The following is an 18,554-nucleotide window of genomic DNA, read 5'->3' on the forward strand; positions in this document are numbered from 1 at the left end:
CCTAAGTTCGGAGCCGCCATGTTAGTCAGTCGCGACCACACTGATCACCCTGAACAAAGCTCTGCAGTACCAGAGGGCCGAACTGGTCCCCGGTATTCAGCGGCAGTGAACAGGAGGTGTGGATGTCCAGAGTCTGCATGGTGCCGTTCACCTGCAGCAGCAGCTTGGTTTGCGGTGGCAGTCGTCCTGCACGTCCACCGGTGCCGTCGGCCACCACGGTCACGGCGCCGCCCAGGGAGACCATGGGTGTGGTGACAGCGATGTCTCGCTGGGTGTCACCCAGGTTGAACTTGTGGGCAAAGGTGGTGACGCTCACCGGCTCGGCGAAGTTAAGGTCGCCCATACACTTAAACTCTTCACCCTGATCGTTATCGGATGCGGCGCAGCTGCCCCCTACATAGGTGAAGGTGATCGCTTTAGGCCGACATTCACACACGTTCTCTACCGGAGTCGGAGTCGTCAGGCCCGCGGCCAGCCACACGAAGGAGGCCGGATCGATGGTCTTGGAACCATCCGGGTTCAACACGCTCAGGGGGTCCACATAGGGGTCGGTCTCGGAGAGGATCTCCACCTCCACGTAATCCACGCCAGCTGGGATGGGCACCATCTTCAGGTAATCGTCCCACTCCTCACCGCGGTTGCTCATCAGGGCGTTGGCATCGCGAATTTCATCGGCGGGATCGCCACCGGGGCGAATCACCACCACTGAGGGGCGGTCGTCGCCGGTCTGGCCGCTGCCTTCGACACTGGAGACAAACATGGAGAGAGCAGCGAAGCGCTCGACACTGGCGGGCTCAAATTGGAAGCGCACCGGTACGGTGGAGCCCAGGGTTTCGGAGAACTTGTCGGTACCCGGGTAGTTGCGCTCCCACCAGGCGGCATCGTGGCCATCGAGCAGCTGCACACCATCGCCGGAGTCGTCAGAGTAGATCAGCAGGATGCCAGCACCGTTACGGCCATCGTCACCGAAGTTGGGGTCAGGCAGGGCAATCTGGTCCAGGCCGGAGATCAGCAGGGTGTTGCTGCCGGGCTGAATCAGGTTGAGGTCGGTGATGTCGGCGCGAATGGTGGCGCTGTAGGCGTTGTAGAACGCCAGGTCGGGCGAGCCACCAAAGCCTTCCACGTACTCGCCAATTATTTGGCCGGTCACCATGTTGGCAAAGCCATCGCCCATGCGCTCTACGTCGATGTCGACGTCGTAGGCGGTGTCTTCATCGAACACCTGCCAGTAGAGCAGCACCCGCTCGATGGTTTCGCCAGGGTTCAGGTCGATGGTGATGCTGCCGGGCAGAGCCGGCAGGGTGTGCAGGCCGGTTCCCGAGATGCGAATTTTGTTGCCGTTGAGCTGGGCATCGATGATGGCCTGGCTGCCCACGGCGGGCAGCAGCATCTCGTTGCCTTCGGCATGGAGGTTGGTGCTTAAACAGAGGGAGAACAGTGTTGCTGTCAGCGTTAGCTTATTCATTCGTGGTAGCGCCGGTTTCATAGCAAACTCCTGTGGTTGGGTATAACAACCTAGGTCAGAGAGATAAGGAGTATAGGCAGGAATTGGCGCAAGCTCAGGAAAGTTGGGCTTCAATTTAAGGCAAGGTGAGCTACAAAATAAGAAAGGCACTGTAGAACAGTGCCTTCTCTCTTATGCCCTTAGGCAATGACTTTCGAAGTAATTCGGTCTTCGGTTCGACGCCCGGTCAGGTGCCGGCGATCTCCCTTCTCGTCTTCAAAGCGTACTTCGCCACGACGCTCCATATGGCTGCGGCGATCTTTTTCCCGGCGCTCTCGGTCACCGGCTTTTTCTCCATGGCTCATGGATGGCTCTCCTTCAGTGATCATACCTAAGTTATAGGAGAGGCTGCAGGATTCGGCCAATGGCAAAAAAAGACCCGGCCGTATGGGCCGGGGGGATTCTGAGTGCGAGGAACGCTAAGGGTGACGTCACACACTTTCAGCCTAGCTCTAATTGTGTGTCGGTGTGCGTCCCGGTGGTAACAAGGTGTTGCTGCAGTTTGGCTAAATTTGCCCATCAATATTTGGTGTAAGTCACTGGAAAATAGTATCAATTGCCGTAGATTGGGAGTTTGTACTCTCTGCCGTATATTGTCGCGAGTCCGTAGGAATGGATGCCCTAACCGCCAAGTTTTACGAAATCAACGCCGAATCGTTGGCGAACACCTATGACAGCGTGTCATTCAAGCAGGTGCACAAAGCCTGGGAGAGCTTTTGGCCGAACGAAAGCTGCCAGGATCTGTTTGCCTTGGACATAGGTGCTGGCAGTGGTCGCGATGCCAAATGGTTGGCTGAGCGAGGCGCGCAAGTGGTTGCGGTAGAGCCGACCGCAGCACTCAAAACCATTGGCAAGCTCAATACCCAGAACCTACCAGTAAACTGGATAACGGACTCGCTGCCGGAGTTTTCCGAGGTCACTAAGCTGGGAATGCGGTTCGACCTGATTCTGGCCAGTGCGGTGTGGATGCACATTGCCCTTTCTGAGCGTGCCCGTGCCTTTCGTAAGATGGCCAATCTGCTCAAATCGGGTGGCCACTTAATTATCTCTCTGCGCCATGGCGAATTTGGTGACGGTCGTACCGGTCATACCGTCTCAGTTGAGGAATTGGAGAAGCTGGCCAGGCATCACGGTCTGGTGATGAAGTTGGCCACCGAGAAAATGAGTGACGAGCTGGGTCGCAGTCAGGTTACCTGGCAGACCGTTGTACTGAGCAAGCCAGAAGACGGCAGTGATAACCTGGCCACTATTCGTCAGGTGATCCTCAACGACAGCAAGTCTGCCACTTATAAGCTGGCCTTGCTGAGAACCCTTCTTCGCATCGCCGATGCCCACCCGGGCTGTGTTCTTGATCGCAGTGACAGCAAGGTGGCGATTCCTGTGGGGCTGGTTGCGCTGTACTGGACTCGCCAGTACATGCGCCTGTGCAATATCGGTGGCCTGCACCAAATGCCAAGAACCAACGCCAAACTGGCATTTGTGAAAGCCGGTTGGAAACAGCTGCAGAAGCTGCATCTTGGCCCGGACGACCTGATGGTGGGGGCGTTTCTCAATACCGAAGAAGCGGCGGCACTCAAGGCCACGTTTCAGGATGTACTTAATACGATTAAGCAGGGGCCGGTTACGTTTATCTATCGTGACGACAAGAGCCAGCCGCTGTTTGCCATAGAGCGCAAGCAGGTGCGCGGTATCGGCCCGGTGCTGCTGGATAACGACTATTTCAGCAGTTACGGCCGCTTCATTCTCAATGCGGATTTGTGGGACAGTTTTCGGGTTTATCACAGCTGGATTGAGCCGCTGCTTACTCAGGAGTGGGTCAATGAGATGCGCCGATATCAGTGCAACATCGACCAGGAGCAGCGCCTGAACAGCCCCGTTACTCTGGGCGATTATTACGAGCACCTGAAGTGGGTGGATGCCAAACACGACACTAGCCTAATTCGGAATAAGATGGCTGAGTTGTACCAGAGCGGTTATGAACTACGGAGCGTTTGGAGTGGCAATCCAATGTCGCCAAAAGGGGCCGAGGTCGATCACTGCCTGCCGTTTGCCCATTGGCCGAATAACGATCGCTGGAACCTACTGCCCACGACCACTGAGGAAAATCGCAACAAATCAGACCGATTACCCCACCCACAACGGCTTATTCAATCACGCGCTTGGGTGCTGGAATGGTGGCAAACCGCCTTTAGCACCGAGCAGGAACGTAATCAGTTCTTCGCGCAAGCCCAGGTTTCCTTACCCAATCTAGACAAAGGCTGCCGTGAGTTTGAAGCCATCTACGACGCTCTGGGATTGCAAAGCGCCGGGCTAAAGAGCCGATTATTGTTGAGGGAGTGGCATGGATTGCACCGGGCTCCCTAAGCATTCACTCGTTGCTTAACGCCATTGCTTTATAGACTTCAGGCTGCAGATTCAGCACTTGATCCGCTGCTCCTTGAATTTTATAGAAGCGGGTTTGAGTGTTGGTTGGGTTAAATCCAAAGACTCGGTATATCCAATAATCCTTTCCTAATTCTAAGGAGCGCTCTACTTCATTTCTTGAGATATAGAATGGTGTATTGTGAGAGTCTGAAGTGGTTTTTACTTCGATGTATTTGCGATGGCCGTGAGCATCAAAAGAGAGCAGGTCATAGCCAGCAGCGGAATTGGTTAAGGCCACATGCTCCACTTTCTTGGCCAAGTCTGGCCGACCAGCCTGCAGTAGCTGAGATTTCTCATAAGCTAAAACCAGCTCTTCTCCCCGAAGGCCGACTTCTCTATTTCTCTGATCTCGTTTATCCCAATTAACAGTGCCCTGCGTTCCCGTGTGTGATTTGGTTCGTTGAGTTTGTCCAACTGGCTTTTTGCATTCTACGAGGCTTGCATGTTCATCGATAGGTTGCAGTGGTTTATAGGTGGCGACGGTTGGCGCTTGCAGCTCAAGGCCAATCTCTTTTTGCGTTGCCTGAGTTAAGGGCCAGTTTAGAATTTTCCAAGAGATATGAACGGGGTTGCTGGAGCGTGAGTCCCAGGAATGAAACGCTAGTGGACCAAGGTAGCAGTAATCGTCTTTTTCGGATGTTCTCAAAAATAGGTACACATTGTTGTCGTTCTCATTGTGAGTAACTAACGATTTTATGATCGGCGATTCTGGATCATGCCTGTTTTGGGATTTCCACATTAGGTAGCCATCAGCGGTGACTGAGTCTTCGTAATCATTGCCATCGTAGTGGCCAAGAGTAACGAATAGGACGAAGTCATCGACACAAGGAGAGTTTGGAATGATTCCTTGCAGGCCCCAAACGCCGCTTCCTGGGGTGAAGTTGGTCTTTGGTGAGAAGATACGACAAACCGATTTTCTGTTATAGCGACGGTGTAAAATCAGGCCATCTTCAGCGGTTGGTCGCTCTGTTTTGGGTTGAATGAGAAAACCGAGCTGCCTGAGCAGTTTAAAGCAAGGATGTTCATCGCCTGCGCTGAAATGGCTCGAGAGTACGGCTTGTCCTAACACCTGGCTTGCTGCCAGTCCAAAGATGGCTTTGGGTGGGTACTTGTTACCGTTTATGACGAGGTCGTATAAGCGGGAGTCATCATAAGATTCGATATCACCATTCAGAGATTCAAATTCGGCAACCGCGTTTAGGATGTGGCGGGCCGTAAGTCCTTTTAAATGAGAAGCCAATTGCAGAATTTGACCATTCTTTCCGTATTTGATCTTAGCCACAAGCGTACCAATGAGTGATTTAGTAACCGTAGTGATGATACTGCCACCGATTGCTTAATGATCAAATGTAGTTTTGATGAAATTTATTGATTTATAGTGGTTTTTTGTGAGTTTTGTTGTGTGATTCATTGAAGGGCAAGGGTGAACCACCGAGAATGATGTTCATAGTAAAGACCAGGAGTGAGCCTTAGAGTGAGATTTGGGCTGTGTGAAGCCTGTATCATAATCCAAGCATGACCAGTACAATGTTCTCTATTGTATTGCCAAGTTCCTTGGTGCAGTATTGAGGCTCTTTTAGTTTATTTTGCACCCTTCCATCGTATCTTTGTCAAACGAGAAGCGGTGTTCTAGAGGATTGTTTACACATACACCGATTAAACGGGAGTTAAACAATGACTGCTTTTCTAATGATATGGACTTAGTAATTTTATGGGTCCTGTGACAAATTGGGCAGTTTGCAGTCAGATCAAAGGACGTAAGTTCTCGTTTGACATATTTTGAATCTATGCATTGGTTAGTCTTCTTTACTTCGCTAATACAAATCGAGCCATAGGGCGACATCACATGCTCCAATAAAGTTACTTTTCTTAAAGCAACTGCAAGTAGATTTTTTATTGGTCTCCAGACTAAACAGTAACTGAGTGTAATGGTAGCCCATAAAAAGGTGGGGTAGAGCAGGTGTCCGTAGAGTTGAACAGAGACAAGCCACGCCGAAATTACTAAAGGTGTTATCCAAAAGGAAATTAATAAACAGGCCAGCAGCCACACTCTTGTTCTCCGAGATTCAAATAGAGGGTTGCATAATTTTAGGTACCAGGGTGTCCGTTTTAGCCTTACTGCTTCATATTTAATGGCTGTGAGTTGTGGATTATTATTCTGATTAGAGTTTAGGTTCTGAATAGTGGGTTCAGTACTAGGGTCGATTGGTTCTAGTTCAAAGTAAGTTTCATTTCCTGCTCCTCCTTCGCTACAGCGGCGAACGAGCATTGGGAAACGCTGTAGATCTTCCCCGTGTTTTTCCCATAATCGTTGTTGATTTTGCTGTAGTAAATCGCAGAGCTTAGTGAGCCATTTATCATGAGTCTTTGGATCTCGAGCGTTTCCCAAAGCAGCTAATTCAGGCAGTTCACTCCGTTTTAGGCTCTCCGTTTCTTGAAGGCGCTTCAAGCAATTCTCCAGAAATAGAATCTGTTCATCCCTTCCCAGATCTTGCTTTAAGAACTCAATGCTATTCGATAAGAAATTGAGCTGCTGCGGATTCATAGCCTTTCCCCACGCCTGCTTATGCCAGTATCCGGAAATTCCGGAAATTCACGAATTAATTTAGTACCTTATCCACTATTGGTCTCGAGCACAATAGTGCCATTAGATCTGTTGAAGGTGAGGTCACAAGCATGGATAAGTCACACGAATTGAACATTGTTGAGAAGAGCCAATCATTGGTTGGAAGCAGCTCTGAGTTACTCTACGGAAGGTTAAACAACAAGCTAGTACATATTGAGGAGGTCAGTCATGGGCTACTTTGTGATTGCCGCTGCCCCCATTGCGATGCACTATTGATCGCCAAAAAAGGCAACATTCGAGCTCATCATTTCGCTCACTATGCTGGTGCTGATTGTGGAGCTGGAGCAGAGACCGCACTGCACTTGATGGCTAAGCAGATTCTGGTAACCCATCGGTGCCTATTGTTTCCGGGTGAATCAGTATCTGTAGATGATGACCGGTTCGAAAATTTAGATTTGCAGAGACATAGGGAGGCAGAGCTAACTCAGTTTGAAAGAGTTGAGGTAGAGAAAAGTATAGGGTCTTATCGGCCCGACCTTACAGCGTTGACCTCAGAAGGGGATTGGGTTGATATTGAAATATTGGTTACCCATGGTATTGATGATGCCAAAGTTCTTGAAGTAACTAGAGCCGAGCGAACGATGATAGAAATTGACCTATCTTATCTGCCAAGAGATAGTTCACCTACAGATATAGAGCACGCTGTCCTTTGGAAAGCGCCGCGGTATTTTATTCATTCGAGTTGGTTTGCTGAAACTAAAATTCAGTTGCGTCAGCAGTTAAGTTCTCTACATAGCGAAATAGATAAATCTAAAAATGATGCAATCTTAAATGTTAATTCAAATGAAAGTGTCATGCTTCTGGGGTACAAGTTTGGTGCAGGATACTCTACTGGAAAGCAGTCAAATTTCGAAATTAGTCATCTTTTTTGCGTTGCTCCGACCCAAAAAAATGGAACAGTTAATTTTAGTATTAGATCCAGTGGTGGGTTTGAGCCGAAAACAATGAAAGTGGATTATGCACTTAATGAAACGTTGAAAAGACTCAATTACCCATGTGCTGTGCGTTTGCAGTTTTCAGCGGAGCCCGGGTATGGAAGAAGAACTAAGTGGATAGTCACTGGGATAGAGCAGGTATAGCTTTGCTTTGGCCGCGATTTTCAGCTGTTAACTGACAATTGTCAGTAACAATAAAGGCGCAGCGGTTACTAACCGGCTGCGCCTTGCTGTATATGGTGGCCCCTGGGGGACTTGAACCCACGACCAAGCGATTATGAGTCGCCTGCTCTAACCAACTGAGCTAAGGGGCCAAATTGTTTTGGTCGGGTTTGCACCCAACTAGGCCGAAGAGTATATCCAAGGGCGGCAGGCTTGTCATCCGCCTGAACCTTCCACCGGTGCGTTTGGTTAAGAAAACGCCACGCTGTCAAGCCGTTTCGCATGAACAAAGGTCCTGTGACCTTAGGGAGGGAGGTTGATGGAGATCATGGTTGGGTGCTTGGGGCTATGGTGCTATGGAACTGTGGCGAAAGATTCGCCAATGGAGTGCCTTTCAAGGCACGGCCCACCAGGAGCGCAGAAGGAGAGTCAGGATGAAAGCGTATAAGAAAGTATTGATTCCGTTAGATTTCCACAGCGACAACGACCAGATCATTGCCAAGGGCAAGGCGTTGGCCGAGATTAATGGTGCCAACATCTACCTGTTGCACGTCAATGAGCCGATGGCCGGTATCTACACTTTTGAAGCGGTGAGCTTCGGTGATGAGCTGGAAGCCTTTAAAGACAAGATCCGCAGTGAATCCCACGTACGTCTGGGCAACTTTGCCGAGGAGATGGGCGTTGCCGATTCCGAGCAGCTGATTCGCGAAGGTAAGGCGGCCACCGAGATTGAAGACGTGGTGCGTGAATTGGACATCGACCTGATCGTGATGGGAACTCATGGGCACTCCGGCCTGCAGCGTCTGCTGGGTTCCACCGCCAACAGTGTCCTGAACCACGTTGATTGCGACGTGCTGACCGTGCGTATCCGCGAATAGGTGTCCTGCTGGTGCCTTGATTGGGTGATTGCGAGTGAATGAAGAGAGCGGGCCAAGGCCCGCTCTGTTGTGTCTGCACACTGAAAAGGGCAGGACTCCGGGTCAGTGAAATGCGGTTCATTCACCTACAATTAATGGGGATACGCTGAGTTTCTGGTTTGGGCCTCACTGAAGGTCTGAGGCGAGTGAAAAGGGAGGCTGACTATGTGTAACTACAAGAAGGTTCTCATTCCGGTTGATTTTCACGACGACAACGAGCGCCTGGTAACCAAGGGCAAGCGCATTGCCGCCGACAACAACGCCGAACTCTTCCTGCTGCATGTGGACGAGTCTCTGTCCGATCTCTATCTGTTTGAGGCGGCCAGTTTCAGCGGCCACCTGAAGGAGTTCAAACAGGACCTGAATCGCCGCTCCCAGGAGAAACTGGCCCAGCTTGGTGGTGATCTGGACGACAATCACCTGCTGGTTCGCGAGGGCCGGGCCACCGGCGAGATTGAGCGGGCGGTGAAGGAGCTGGACATCGATCTGGTGGTGATGGGCTCCCACGGTCACTCCGGTCTGCGTCGTCTGCTGGGCTCCACCGTGAATGTGGTGCTTAACCATGTGCATTGTGACGTGCTGACCGTGCGCACCAAGGCGCTGGACACCTAGGCTTTATCAGGCGGTCGATTCAACTTGCGCCCGTAGCTGCAGCTTGTGAGCCAGCAGCACAATGAGGGCGTAGCTGACCAGGCTGCTGGCCACCACCAGCGGCCAACCTCCCAATTGCCAGATGGGCAGCAGCACGAAGCCGCCCAGGCTGGCCCCCAGATAGTAGTGCACCAGATAGAGGGAGCTGGCTTTGGCCCGCTCCCTTTTCGCCTGTTTGCCCACCCAGGAGTAGGCCAGGCTGTGCACCTGGAAAAAGCCCACCGAACACAGCAGCAGCCCCAGTACGATTACCGCCAGGTCGTGAGACAGGGTGATCACCGTGCCCATGATCAGGAACAGGGCGCCGGTCTGCATGCCTGCCGGAGCGGTGAAGTAACGCAGCCAGCGGCCCGACAGCTGAGCAGAGACGCTGCCAGCCAGGTAGGTGCAGAACAGCAATGAGAGCTGGGCAGTGGTCAGGTTCCAGGGGGCCTGGGCCAGCTGGAAGCCCAGCACGGTAAACAGGTTGACGAAGGTGCCGAAGGTGATGCCGGCGATGAGGAAGGCGGGCTGCAGCTGCTTGTTGTGCAGATGGTCCATCAGCCCATGCCAGGCGCACTTCAGCGATGGGGTGACGCTCTGGAAGTTCTGTTGTCTGGGCAGCAGCCACCACAGCATCAGGGCGGCGGCGCAGCTCAGGGCCACCAGGGTCATAAAGGGTACTTGCCAACTGTCAAACTGGCTGGCCAGGCCGCCCACCAGTCGGCCACTGAGGCCACCCACGGCGTTGGCGGCCACGTAGCTGCCCATGGCTGTGGGGAGACGGGCGGCGCCGATCTCTTCCGACATCCAGGCGGCGGCCACCGCCACGAAGCCGGCCAGCATCACGCCGTGAAGGATGCGCAGGGCGATAAACCACTCCACCTGACTGGTGGTGAGAATCGCCAAGTTAATGAGCGGCAGGCTGGCCAGAGAGATCAGCATGATGGGGCGACGGCCCAGGACGTCGGAGAGCATGGCCCAGGGGATTAACGACAGCGCCAGGGCCAGGGGGGCTCCGGCATGCAGCCAATTGGCGGTGGAGGCATCCAGGCCGAAGGTGTCGGCCAGTTGCGGCAGCATCGGCTGGGCCACATACAGGTTGCAGAACACCACCATGGCCGCCAGGGTAAGGGCGGTCAGGGCGCGGTAGTAGTTGCGTCCGTCCAGATGAGCCATGGGAATTCCGGGTGCGAAATCTGCCGTCAGCATACTCCTGTCCATGGGTGCGGAATAATACAAATCATCAATGAAGTCTTAATCGATGCCGAGGACAGCCGCTTACACTGGCGAGTGCTTTTTTGCGGTGCGCCTTCAGGCCCGGGCAATTGGAGTCGCTTTTGTGTCCTATTGATGACATGTGGGTGACCGTATGTCTGGGTCTGAAATATACGGGGGCGCTCCTTAACGCACTCACTTGGTGCTGGCCAAAGGGTGGGACACGGAGCATAAGAAGCGATGTCTCATCGTCAATTACAGTTGGGCCTGGCGCTGTTGATGCTGGTGGTGGCGGCCATAATGCCCGACTGGCAAACCCAGGTGGGGGTGGGCGTACGCTGGCTGCTGGTCTACCTGCCCTGGATCCTGCTGGGGGCGGCCGGAGTAACTGCGCACATCTACGGGCTGAAGAAGTTCAGCCTGATGGTGGTGCTGTGCCTGGTGCTCTACACCGTATGCCGACAACACCTGTTGGTGCTGCAGCCCGGGCATACCAGCGAGCTGCTGTTCTGGGAGCTGTGCCTGCTGGCCCCTCTGCTGATCTTTCTCTATGACCAGTTGCCGGATCACTGGTTGTTCGACGGTTACTACCTGGCGGTGCCGCTTTCCCTAGCGCCCTGCGGCTTACTGTTGCTGCTGCATCAGTATGCGCCGGAGCTTGAGCGCAGGATGCTGGAATCGCTGGTGGAGGGTCTGGGGGGCTATCCGGCCCCCTGGCTGGCGCTGCTGTTTATGCTGCTCTATTTTGCCCTGTGTGCCCAAACCCAGTACCGCAATCAGGATAAGGGGGACTCCGCCGCCCTGTTGTGCCTGACGGCCCTGGCGCTGCTATTCAGCAACTATGACATCTCCGGCTTCTCCTCCCTGGTGTTTACCTATCTTGGGCTGGCGCTGTGGACCCTGCTGCTGTTTCACGGGTTTCAGGTGGTCTATTTCGACCCGCTGACGGAGATCCGCAATCGGCGCCGCCTGCATGCGGTGCTCAGTGGTCGGGGTGGGCGTTATCAACTGGCCATGGTCGACATCGACCACTTTAAACGTTTCAACGATACCTTTGGCCACGACGTGGGCGATCACGTGCTGAGGATGGTGGCTCAGAGGCTCAATCGCATCGGTGCTGGCGGTGTGGCGTTTCGTTATGGGGGTGAGGAGTTCACCATAGTGTTTCCCTCCGCCGACCGCGCCACCTGTCTCGCGGCCCTGGCAGAGGTGCGTATGTCCATTGCCGCCTATCCGTTTCGCATCCGTTCCCGTGAGTCCAAGGGCAGGGTAGGGCGTCTGGGACCAGGAGGGAAAGAGGTGCCGCCTCAGGCCATCACCGTGTCCATTGGATTGGCCCAGGCCGAGCCCAGTGATGCCGGGTATGAAGAGGCCATCAAGCGCGCCGACATCGCCCTTTATGAGGCCAAGGAAGCGGGGCGCAACTGCATCCGCACCGACGCCATGGTGGGCCGCAGTGCGCGCAAGAGTGTGGCTTAGTATCTTCATTGTGCTGAGTGCGGTACTTCAGTGTCTGTGGTTTTAGCCGGAGCCCGAGCAGGAAAGCCACTGGACCCCGGCGTGCGCCGGGGAGACGATTGTGCGTGTGGAGGGGGAACACTTCGTTGCTACGTTTGTTTGAAGCTGCAGGTTCGCAGAGAGCCTGAATTCAACCCATGCGGCTCCCCTTAGCACCGTCATTGTGGCGAACGCCGCAATCCAGTGTCTGTGGTTTTCGGCGGAGCCCGAGCGGGAAAGCCACTGGACCCCGGCGTGCGCCGGGGAGGCGGGAGAGGGGTGTCATTGTGGCGAACGCCGCAATCCAGTGTCTGTGGTTTTAGGTGGACCTGAGCAGGAAAGCCACTGGGCCCCGGCGTGCGCCGGGGAGACGATTGTGCGATAGGGTGGGGGAGGCACTCAGTAGTAACGGGTTGAGGTTGCTGCTGACTCGTCGCCAAGAGGTCTTCTGCCTTTAGTCGCTGCTGCAGGTTCGCAGGGAGTCTGATTCCAACCTATGCAGCTCCCCTTAGCACCGTCATTGTGGCGAACGCCGCAATCCAGTGTCTGTGGTTTTAGGTGGACCTGAGCAGGAAAGCCACTGGGCCCCGGCGTGCGCCGGGGAGACGGGAGAGGGGTGTCATTGTGGCGAACGCTGCAATCCAGTGTCTGTGGTTTTCAGCGGGCCCGAGTAGGAAAGCCACTGGGCCCCGGTGTGCGCCGGGGAGACGATTGTGCAATAGGTTAGGGGAACACTTCGTCGCTGTTTTTAGTTGAAGCTGCAGGTTCTCAAGGAGCCTGAATCCAACCCATGCGGTTTCCCCTCGCACCGTCATTGTGGCGAACGCCGCAATCCAGCGTCTGTGGTTTTCATCGACGAGCAGTGGTGAGAGGCAGGTAGATAACAGAGTAAAATAATCCAGTTCACCGACGGATTGGCGGCGCTATAATCCAATCCGGTAAACGAGGCCGGCCGCGCAGTTTTCACCTGGTGTGTGATCGATAATGGGCGCCACCGAGCGCCGGCTGCGCTGAACTCAGAACAAGAAAGAGACCCCTATGGCCGAGAAGATTATCTTTGACACCGATCCAGGCATCGATGATGCCATGGCCCTGCTGTTTGCCCACGCCCTGCCCAACATCGACATGATGGCCATCACCACGGTGTACGGCAACGGCACCATCGAGGATTGCACCCGCAACGCCTGCTTCCTCAACGACAAATTCAACATGGGCGCCACCGTGGTGCGTGGTGCCGAAGGCCCCATCACTCGTGATCCTGTGGGCCCGACCGTGGTGGTGCACGGTGAACACGGCCTGGGCACGGTGGAAGCGCCGGCGGACCAGCCCATCAACATCGATTCTCGTCCCGCCCATGTGTACATGAGCGAGATGACCCGGGCCCATCCCGGCGAGATCACCCTGGTGGCGGTCGGCCCTCTGACCAACCTGGCGCTGGCACTGGAGTACGACCCTGAGATCGTCAACAACGTCAAAGAGGTGGTGATCATGGGGGCGGCCTTCGGCGAACAGGGCCACAGCGGCAACATCTCTCCCGTGGCCGAAGCCAACATCTATGACGACCCTCATGCCGCTGATGTGGTGTTTACCGCCGACTGGCATGTGGTGATCGTCGGCCTGGACGTGACCCACCAGACCTTCTTTACCGGCGAATACCTGGACAAGCTGCGCGATGCCGCCGGTGACGTGGGCCAGTTCATCTGGGACGTGAGCCGTTTCTACCTGAAGTTCTACTCCGAGCGCGTTGGCGTCAATGGCTGCCATGTGCACGACCCGTCGGCGGTGGCCTATGTGGCCGACCCCAGCCTGTTCACCACCCGTAAGGGGCCGGTACGCGTGGTCACCGACGGGCCTGCCATCGGCATGACCATCCAGAAGACCGACGACAAGTTCTACCACCACGACCAGTGGTCCTCCAACCGGGCCCAGAGTGTGTGCGTTGGGGTGGAGAACGAGCGTCTGCTTCAACTGTACTGGGACAGTATCCTCAGCCTGGCCTAGTTTCAGTTTGCGGCGGGATGGGTCGCCTTGTGCGAAGGATTCGCCAGGGAATCTATCCCGCTGCGGTGCCATTTCAGGTACTCTGTAGCACAAGAGAACAATAGGGCACCTGGTGCCAGCATAACCTTAGGGGAAGAGATAGGATGTCGCATCGCCTGATCCAACTAGGTATGGCGCTGTTTATGCTGATCAGTATGGCGGTGCTGCCAGGATGGCTGGCGGCCGCCGGCGGCGAAGTGCGCTGGCTGCTGGAGTACCTGCCCTGGGTGCTGCTGGGAGCGGCCGGGCTGGTCAGCTTCGTCTATGGACTGAAAAAGCTCAGCTTTATGGTGATGGTGTGCTTGGGTGCCTATGCCCTGATCCGCAACGACCTGCAGGTGCCCCTGCCCCAGGGCAACACCGAGCTGAAGTTCTGGGGGTTGTGCCTCATCGCCCCGCTGTTGGTGTTCCTCTACGACAAGCTCCCCGAGCGCTGGCTGTTCAGCGGCTACTACCTCTCTGCCCTGACCGTGGCCCTGGTGCCCACCGGTCTGTTCTACTATCAGCTCAGTACGGATCCGGCTGGTGCCCACCAGGCGCTGGCGGGCTGGTTTGAGCCTCTGGGCGGCTACCCCGCCCCCTGGCTGGCCCTGCTGCTGATGGGCAGCTATTTCGCCATCTGCGCCCTCAGCCAGAACCGCCGCCAGGACAAGGGGGATTCCGCCGCCCTGCTGTGCCTGATGGCCCTGGCGCTGACCAGCTTCAACTTCGATGTGCCGGGGATCTCCTCACTGATGTTCACCTGCCTCGGGGTGTTGCTGCTGGTGGTGCTGGTGCTGCACAGCTACCGGCTGGCGTTTTACGACCTGCTGACCAGTGTACGCAACCGCCGCAGCCTGGACTCGCGCCTGAAAGGGCTCAGTGGCCGCTACCAGGTGGCCATGGTGGACATCGACCACTTCAAGAGTTTCAACGACACCTTCGGCCACGACGTGGGCGATGACGTGCTCAGGCTGGTGGCCCAGCGGCTGACCAAGGTGGGGGCCGGGGGCACCGTCTATCGTTACGGCGGTGAGGAGTTCACCATCCTGTTCCCCAGCCGCGATCGCAAGCGTTGTCTGGAGGCGCTGGAGGAGATTCGCCAGGCCATCGCCGATTACCCCTTCTACGTGCGTGACAAGCAGCCCAGCGGCCCGGTAAGACGGCGTCGTCGGGAAGCCAAACCCAAGACGCCGCCGCAAACCATCACGGTGTCCATGGGGCTGGCTCAGGCCCGCTTCGATGATGCCAATGCCGAGGCGGTGATCAAGCGGGCGGACGAGGCCCTCTACCAAGCCAAACAGGCGGGCCGTAACTGCATTCGTGCCGACGCCACCCCTGGCCGGCGCCCCGCACGTCGCCGGGCCATGGCATAACGACCGGCAAAAAGTTCTAACTTTTCCCGATATTTCGATCTATCCCTTTAGGCGTACCCGGAACATCTCAACTATCCTCTTTGGTGAAAACCAAAAAATGGGAGCACAGGAGTGCTCCTCGCGAGGAACAGGATGTTGATATGTTGATACGGACGGTGCAGGGCGCCTTGCCGGTGCTGCTCTGCTCCCTGATACTGCTGCTGCCCCAACTGCTGGCAGGGTCTCATCCCGCCATCATGAATCTGGTCACGGTCCTGCCGTGGCTGCTGTTGTGCGCCGCCTGGCTGGTGAGCCGCCTCTATGCCCAACCCAAGGTCAGTTTCATTCTGCTGGTGTCCCTGGTGGCCTACAGCATCCTTGAACTCTATCTGCAGCAGCTGCTGCCCTTTGGCCACAACGAGCTGATGTTGTGGCTGCTGTGCCTGATGGTGCCGCCGCTGATCATCACCTTCGAGCTGGTGCCCGACCTGATGGCTGGGGAGTCCAACAACTGGAAGTGTTACCTGTTGCTGGCGTCGGTGCTGGCCCTGGGGGCGGTGCTGCTGGTGGAGATCCCGGCGACCTCAGAGCAGCTGCTGTCGAGCCTGCCCGGACTGGATCTGGGCGACCCGCCTCTGGCCGGATTGATTTTGCTGGTGACCAGCATGACGGTGCCCCTGGCCATGCTGTTTCAGCGGCGGGAGAGCGTGGACATGGCGGCGCTGATGGCGCTGCTGGTGCTCGGGTTTGGGGTGTGCGGCTTCAAGGTGGAGAGCATGCCTGAGGTGGCGTTCTCGGCCATGGGGGTGTTCACCATTTTGCTGTTGCTGCTGCACAGCTATCGTCTGGCCTTCTTCGATACCCTAACCGGGCTGCGCAACCGGCGCAGCCTGGAGTCCATGCTCAACGATCTGCCCAGGGGGTTTCATCTGGCCATGGCAGACGTGGATCATTTCAAGCAGTTTAACGATACCTATGGCCACGAAGTGGGTGATGAGGTGCTCAGGCTGGTGGCCCAGCTGCTGGATGAGGTAGAGGGCGGCGGCAAGGTGTATCGCCTGGGCGGGGAGGAGTTCGTCATCGTATTCCGTTCGCGCACCCGGGGGTGCTGCGCCAACGCCCTGGAGAATGTACGCCGCAAGGTGGCCAGCTACCCCTTCCGCATTCGTCGCCCCCTGAACCAGCCCGTCGATCACGACAAGCAGGAGCGGGTCGAACAGATCACCGTGTCATTGGGACTGGTGCAGCAGAGCATCGATGACCGCCACCTGGATGACGTTCTTCGCCGGGCCGATGCCGCCCTGTACCGGGCTAAGAATCGGGGGCGCAACTGCCTGGTGGTGGACAATGGTCGGCCATTTCCCTGGACCATCATAGGGCGGGGCCACACCCTGCCTTAGCGGCCGCCTGCTACCAGATCCCCTTGGCTTTCACCCGGCTGGCTTTCTCAAGCTGGCTTTCGAGCTGGGCCGGCTCCGGTTCGGAGGCGGCAGTGCCTGGCTGGGCAAGTTGGCCTTTGAGTCCCTTGAGCTGGGACATCAGTTTCTCCTGGCCCTGCTTCAGTTGCAGCAAAGAGGGGCCAAGGTCCGGCTGGCTGCGCTCGGGCAGGGCATCGAACCTCTCCATCAGCGTCTGTTGAAACTCCACCAGTTGCGTCAGTTGCCCTTCCAGGGCAGAGAGGGCCGGATCCACTTGGGCCGGTGTGGGGGCGGGGATGGTCGACAACTTGTGCTCTACCTGTTCCAGCTGGCGGGTCAGGGCGCCGAGATCAGCTCCGGCGTCCGGTTTTGGGGTGGCCATGGCGGTCTTCAGCATGGAGGTGAGCTGTTGCCACTGGCCATCGGAGAGGGCGCCCTCGCCGGACTGTAGCAGCCCGGCATTGGTCAGACACTGCTGCAGGGCGGCATCCGGATTGGGCTCCCCCAGGCGGGCGCTGAGCTGCGCCGTCAGTTGGGGGGAGAGCTGGTGCAGGAACAGCCCGCTCAGATACAGATCCCGATGGAAGGCGTTGCGGCGGGCCAGTTGCGCCTGGCTGTTGCTCTCCAGGCTCTTCTCCCGCTGTTGCCATTGGCGCAGTCGTTCCACCGCATGGCTGTGGTTCTGATGTTGTTCAGGCTCCAGGGTAAAGCTGCAACGTATGCGCATACTGGCCTCAGACGGCTTCGGCGGTTTGTGGCTCGGCGGCGTGGTAGCAGCAGATCTCCCGGCTCAGGGCTTCCTGGGGCTCGGGCACCAGTACAATCTTCTCGCCCAGGCTGGGGTAGGCTTCGCGGATCGCCGGCTCGATGAGGGTGGCGCCACCGCCCACCAGATAGATGCGGTTGGGGTTGCGGGCGAAGGTTTTGGCCTCGTAAGCCACGGCGCTGCCCAGTTCGGCGATCTTCTCGTCAATCTTGCCCAGCACCCAGTCCAGCTTGGACAGGTCATTGATGACGTCACCAACAAAATCGCGGTCGTGGCGGCGTTTGATCAGTTCGTTGGCCACCAGATAGCTGGCGTCGCTGTCGGCGGCAGCCAGGGCCTTGCGGGTGGCGTTGGTGACCATGGATACGCCGATGTCGGCATTGCCGTAGACGGCGGAGACATCGTCAAACTCACCGACGATCACCCCCATGTCCAGGGTGGTGCCGCCGCAGTCGATCACCAGGGATTTGGTGTACTGGTTGACGCCGGAGTCCATCAGGGTGGTCAGTACCGCAGGCAGGCTCTCCGGCAGCACCTGGACGTCGACAATCTCGAACAGCTGGCCCTTGTTGAGACTGATCTTCCGCATCAGGTTGGCCTTCTTGCGGGCGATGTTCTCTTCGTTCTTCTGGCAGTCGTCGGCGTTGTAGTACTCGGTGATGGGCAGGGTTACCAGGATGGAGACCGGGCAGGGCTCGATGCCGGTCTGCAGCAGGGCGTGGTGCACAGACAGCAGGTTCAGGTCGTCGTACTGGAAGGCCACGTGGGTAGTGGACAGTGCCTTGTCCGAGGTGGCGTCGTAGGTGTACTTGGTGCTGCCCACCTGGTAGTTGAACACCTTCTTGTCGCTCAGCAGCGCGGCGCTCTTCCACTCCTTACGGAAGGAGTTGGGGGAGGTGATGCTGCGCACCAGACCACCTTCGATCCAGCTGATTTTTACGTTGGTGGAGCCATCGTCGATGGCGAACTTCATCTTGGCCTGTGGCATTGCGGTTTCCTGAAAATTAGCCCACTGGGTGGGCTAGGGCGACAGCTTTTTTCCGGAACTTTAATTTCCTGTCGAAAATTGTGAGTTTTTGCGGG

Annotated in this window: 15 protein-coding genes and 1 tRNA gene; 8 read left to right on the top strand and 8 right to left on the bottom strand. The window is 56.3% G+C overall.

Features of this window, described 5'->3' with window-relative positions; translation table 11 throughout:
- Positions 1-25 precede the first annotated feature (25 nt).
- Positions 26-1,465, bottom strand: coding sequence for a DUF7467 domain-containing protein (locus QUE41_RS02100; protein ID WP_286341313.1), 1,440 nt, complete (start codon positions 1,463-1,465; stop codon positions 26-28).
- Positions 1,466-1,644: 179 nt separating this feature from the next.
- On the bottom strand, positions 1,645-1,809 hold the full coding sequence (locus QUE41_RS02105; RefSeq protein WP_286341314.1) for a hypothetical protein: 165 nt from the start codon (positions 1,807-1,809) through the stop codon (positions 1,645-1,647).
- 307 nt (positions 1,810-2,116) lie between these two features.
- Between QUE41_RS02105 and QUE41_RS02110 the strand changes: the two genes are divergently transcribed.
- Entirely contained in the window at positions 2,117-3,868 is a 1,752-nt protein-coding gene (locus QUE41_RS02110; RefSeq protein WP_286341315.1) for a class I SAM-dependent methyltransferase, read from the top strand.
- 4 nt (positions 3,869-3,872) lie between these two features.
- On the opposite strand, the gene QUE41_RS02115 is transcribed toward QUE41_RS02110, so the two are convergent.
- Together QUE41_RS02115 and QUE41_RS02120 are read right to left on the bottom strand one after the other, a co-directional pair.
- Complete coding sequence (locus QUE41_RS02115) at positions 3,873-5,210, bottom strand: DUF3427 domain-containing protein (protein WP_286341316.1); 1,338 nt, start codon at positions 5,208-5,210, stop codon at positions 3,873-3,875.
- Between the two features lie 294 nt (positions 5,211-5,504).
- Entirely contained in the window at positions 5,505-6,473 is a 969-nt protein-coding gene (locus QUE41_RS02120; protein ID WP_286341317.1) for a hypothetical protein, read from the bottom strand.
- A gap of 131 nt (positions 6,474-6,604) precedes the next feature.
- Between QUE41_RS02120 and QUE41_RS02125 the strand changes: the two genes are divergently transcribed.
- Positions 6,605-7,633 (top strand): competence protein CoiA family protein, encoded by a 1,029-nt coding sequence (locus QUE41_RS02125; RefSeq protein ID WP_286341318.1) that lies wholly within the window; start codon positions 6,605-6,607, stop codon positions 7,631-7,633.
- Between the two features lie 93 nt (positions 7,634-7,726).
- On the opposite strand, the gene QUE41_RS02130 is transcribed toward QUE41_RS02125, so the two are convergent.
- Positions 7,727-7,803: transfer RNA gene (locus QUE41_RS02130), tRNA-Ile, on the bottom strand.
- Between the two features lie 282 nt (positions 7,804-8,085).
- Between QUE41_RS02130 and QUE41_RS02135 the strand changes: the two genes are divergently transcribed.
- Positions 8,086-8,529 carry a universal stress protein gene (locus tag QUE41_RS02135; protein ID WP_286341319.1) on the top strand — a complete coding sequence of 148 codons (444 nt, stop codon included), beginning with the start codon at positions 8,086-8,088 and terminating at the stop codon, positions 8,527-8,529.
- A 204-nt stretch (positions 8,530-8,733) separates the two neighbouring features.
- Complete coding sequence (locus QUE41_RS02140) at positions 8,734-9,180, top strand: universal stress protein (protein WP_286341320.1); 447 nt, start codon at positions 8,734-8,736, stop codon at positions 9,178-9,180.
- Between the two features lie 6 nt (positions 9,181-9,186).
- Here the strand turns inward: QUE41_RS02140 and QUE41_RS02145 are convergent, their stop codons facing one another.
- A complete protein-coding gene (locus QUE41_RS02145; protein WP_286341321.1) occupies positions 9,187-10,377 on the bottom strand; it encodes an MFS transporter in 1,191 nt (396 codons plus the stop codon).
- A 279-nt stretch (positions 10,378-10,656) separates the two neighbouring features.
- Here QUE41_RS02145 and QUE41_RS02150 point away from each other — a divergent pair, with 279 nt between their 5' ends.
- From QUE41_RS02150 to QUE41_RS02165, 4 genes are all read left to right on the top strand, one after another.
- Positions 10,657-11,895 carry a GGDEF domain-containing protein gene (locus QUE41_RS02150; RefSeq protein ID WP_286341322.1) on the top strand — a complete coding sequence of 413 codons (1,239 nt, stop codon included), beginning with the start codon at positions 10,657-10,659 and terminating at the stop codon, positions 11,893-11,895.
- A gap of 1,056 nt (positions 11,896-12,951) precedes the next feature.
- Positions 12,952-13,914 carry a nucleoside hydrolase gene (locus QUE41_RS02155; protein WP_286341323.1) on the top strand — a complete coding sequence of 321 codons (963 nt, stop codon included), beginning with the start codon at positions 12,952-12,954 and terminating at the stop codon, positions 13,912-13,914.
- Between the two features lie 143 nt (positions 13,915-14,057).
- Positions 14,058-15,308 (top strand): GGDEF domain-containing protein, encoded by a 1,251-nt coding sequence (locus QUE41_RS02160; RefSeq protein ID WP_286341324.1) that lies wholly within the window; start codon positions 14,058-14,060, stop codon positions 15,306-15,308.
- A 140-nt stretch (positions 15,309-15,448) separates the two neighbouring features.
- A complete protein-coding gene (locus tag QUE41_RS02165; protein ID WP_286341325.1) occupies positions 15,449-16,687 on the top strand; it encodes a GGDEF domain-containing protein in 1,239 nt (412 codons plus the stop codon).
- A gap of 10 nt (positions 16,688-16,697) precedes the next feature.
- Here QUE41_RS02165 and QUE41_RS02170 read toward each other — a convergent pair whose 3' ends face one another.
- Together QUE41_RS02170 and parM are read right to left on the bottom strand one after the other, a co-directional pair.
- The gene (locus QUE41_RS02170; protein ID WP_286341326.1) at positions 16,698-17,432 is read right to left on the bottom strand and encodes a hypothetical protein; all 735 of its coding nucleotides are present in this window, start codon (positions 17,430-17,432) and stop codon (positions 16,698-16,700) included.
- Between the two features lie 7 nt (positions 17,433-17,439).
- Positions 17,440-18,459, bottom strand: a complete 1,020-nt coding sequence (parM, locus tag QUE41_RS02175; protein ID WP_286341327.1) for a plasmid segregation protein ParM domain-containing protein — start codon at positions 18,457-18,459, stop codon at positions 17,440-17,442.
- Between the last annotated feature and the right edge of the window lie 95 nt (positions 18,460-18,554).

This window comes from Ferrimonas sp. YFM, assembly GCF_030296015.1.
In the GTDB taxonomy this organism is placed as follows: Bacteria; Pseudomonadota; Gammaproteobacteria; order Enterobacterales; family Shewanellaceae; genus Ferrimonas.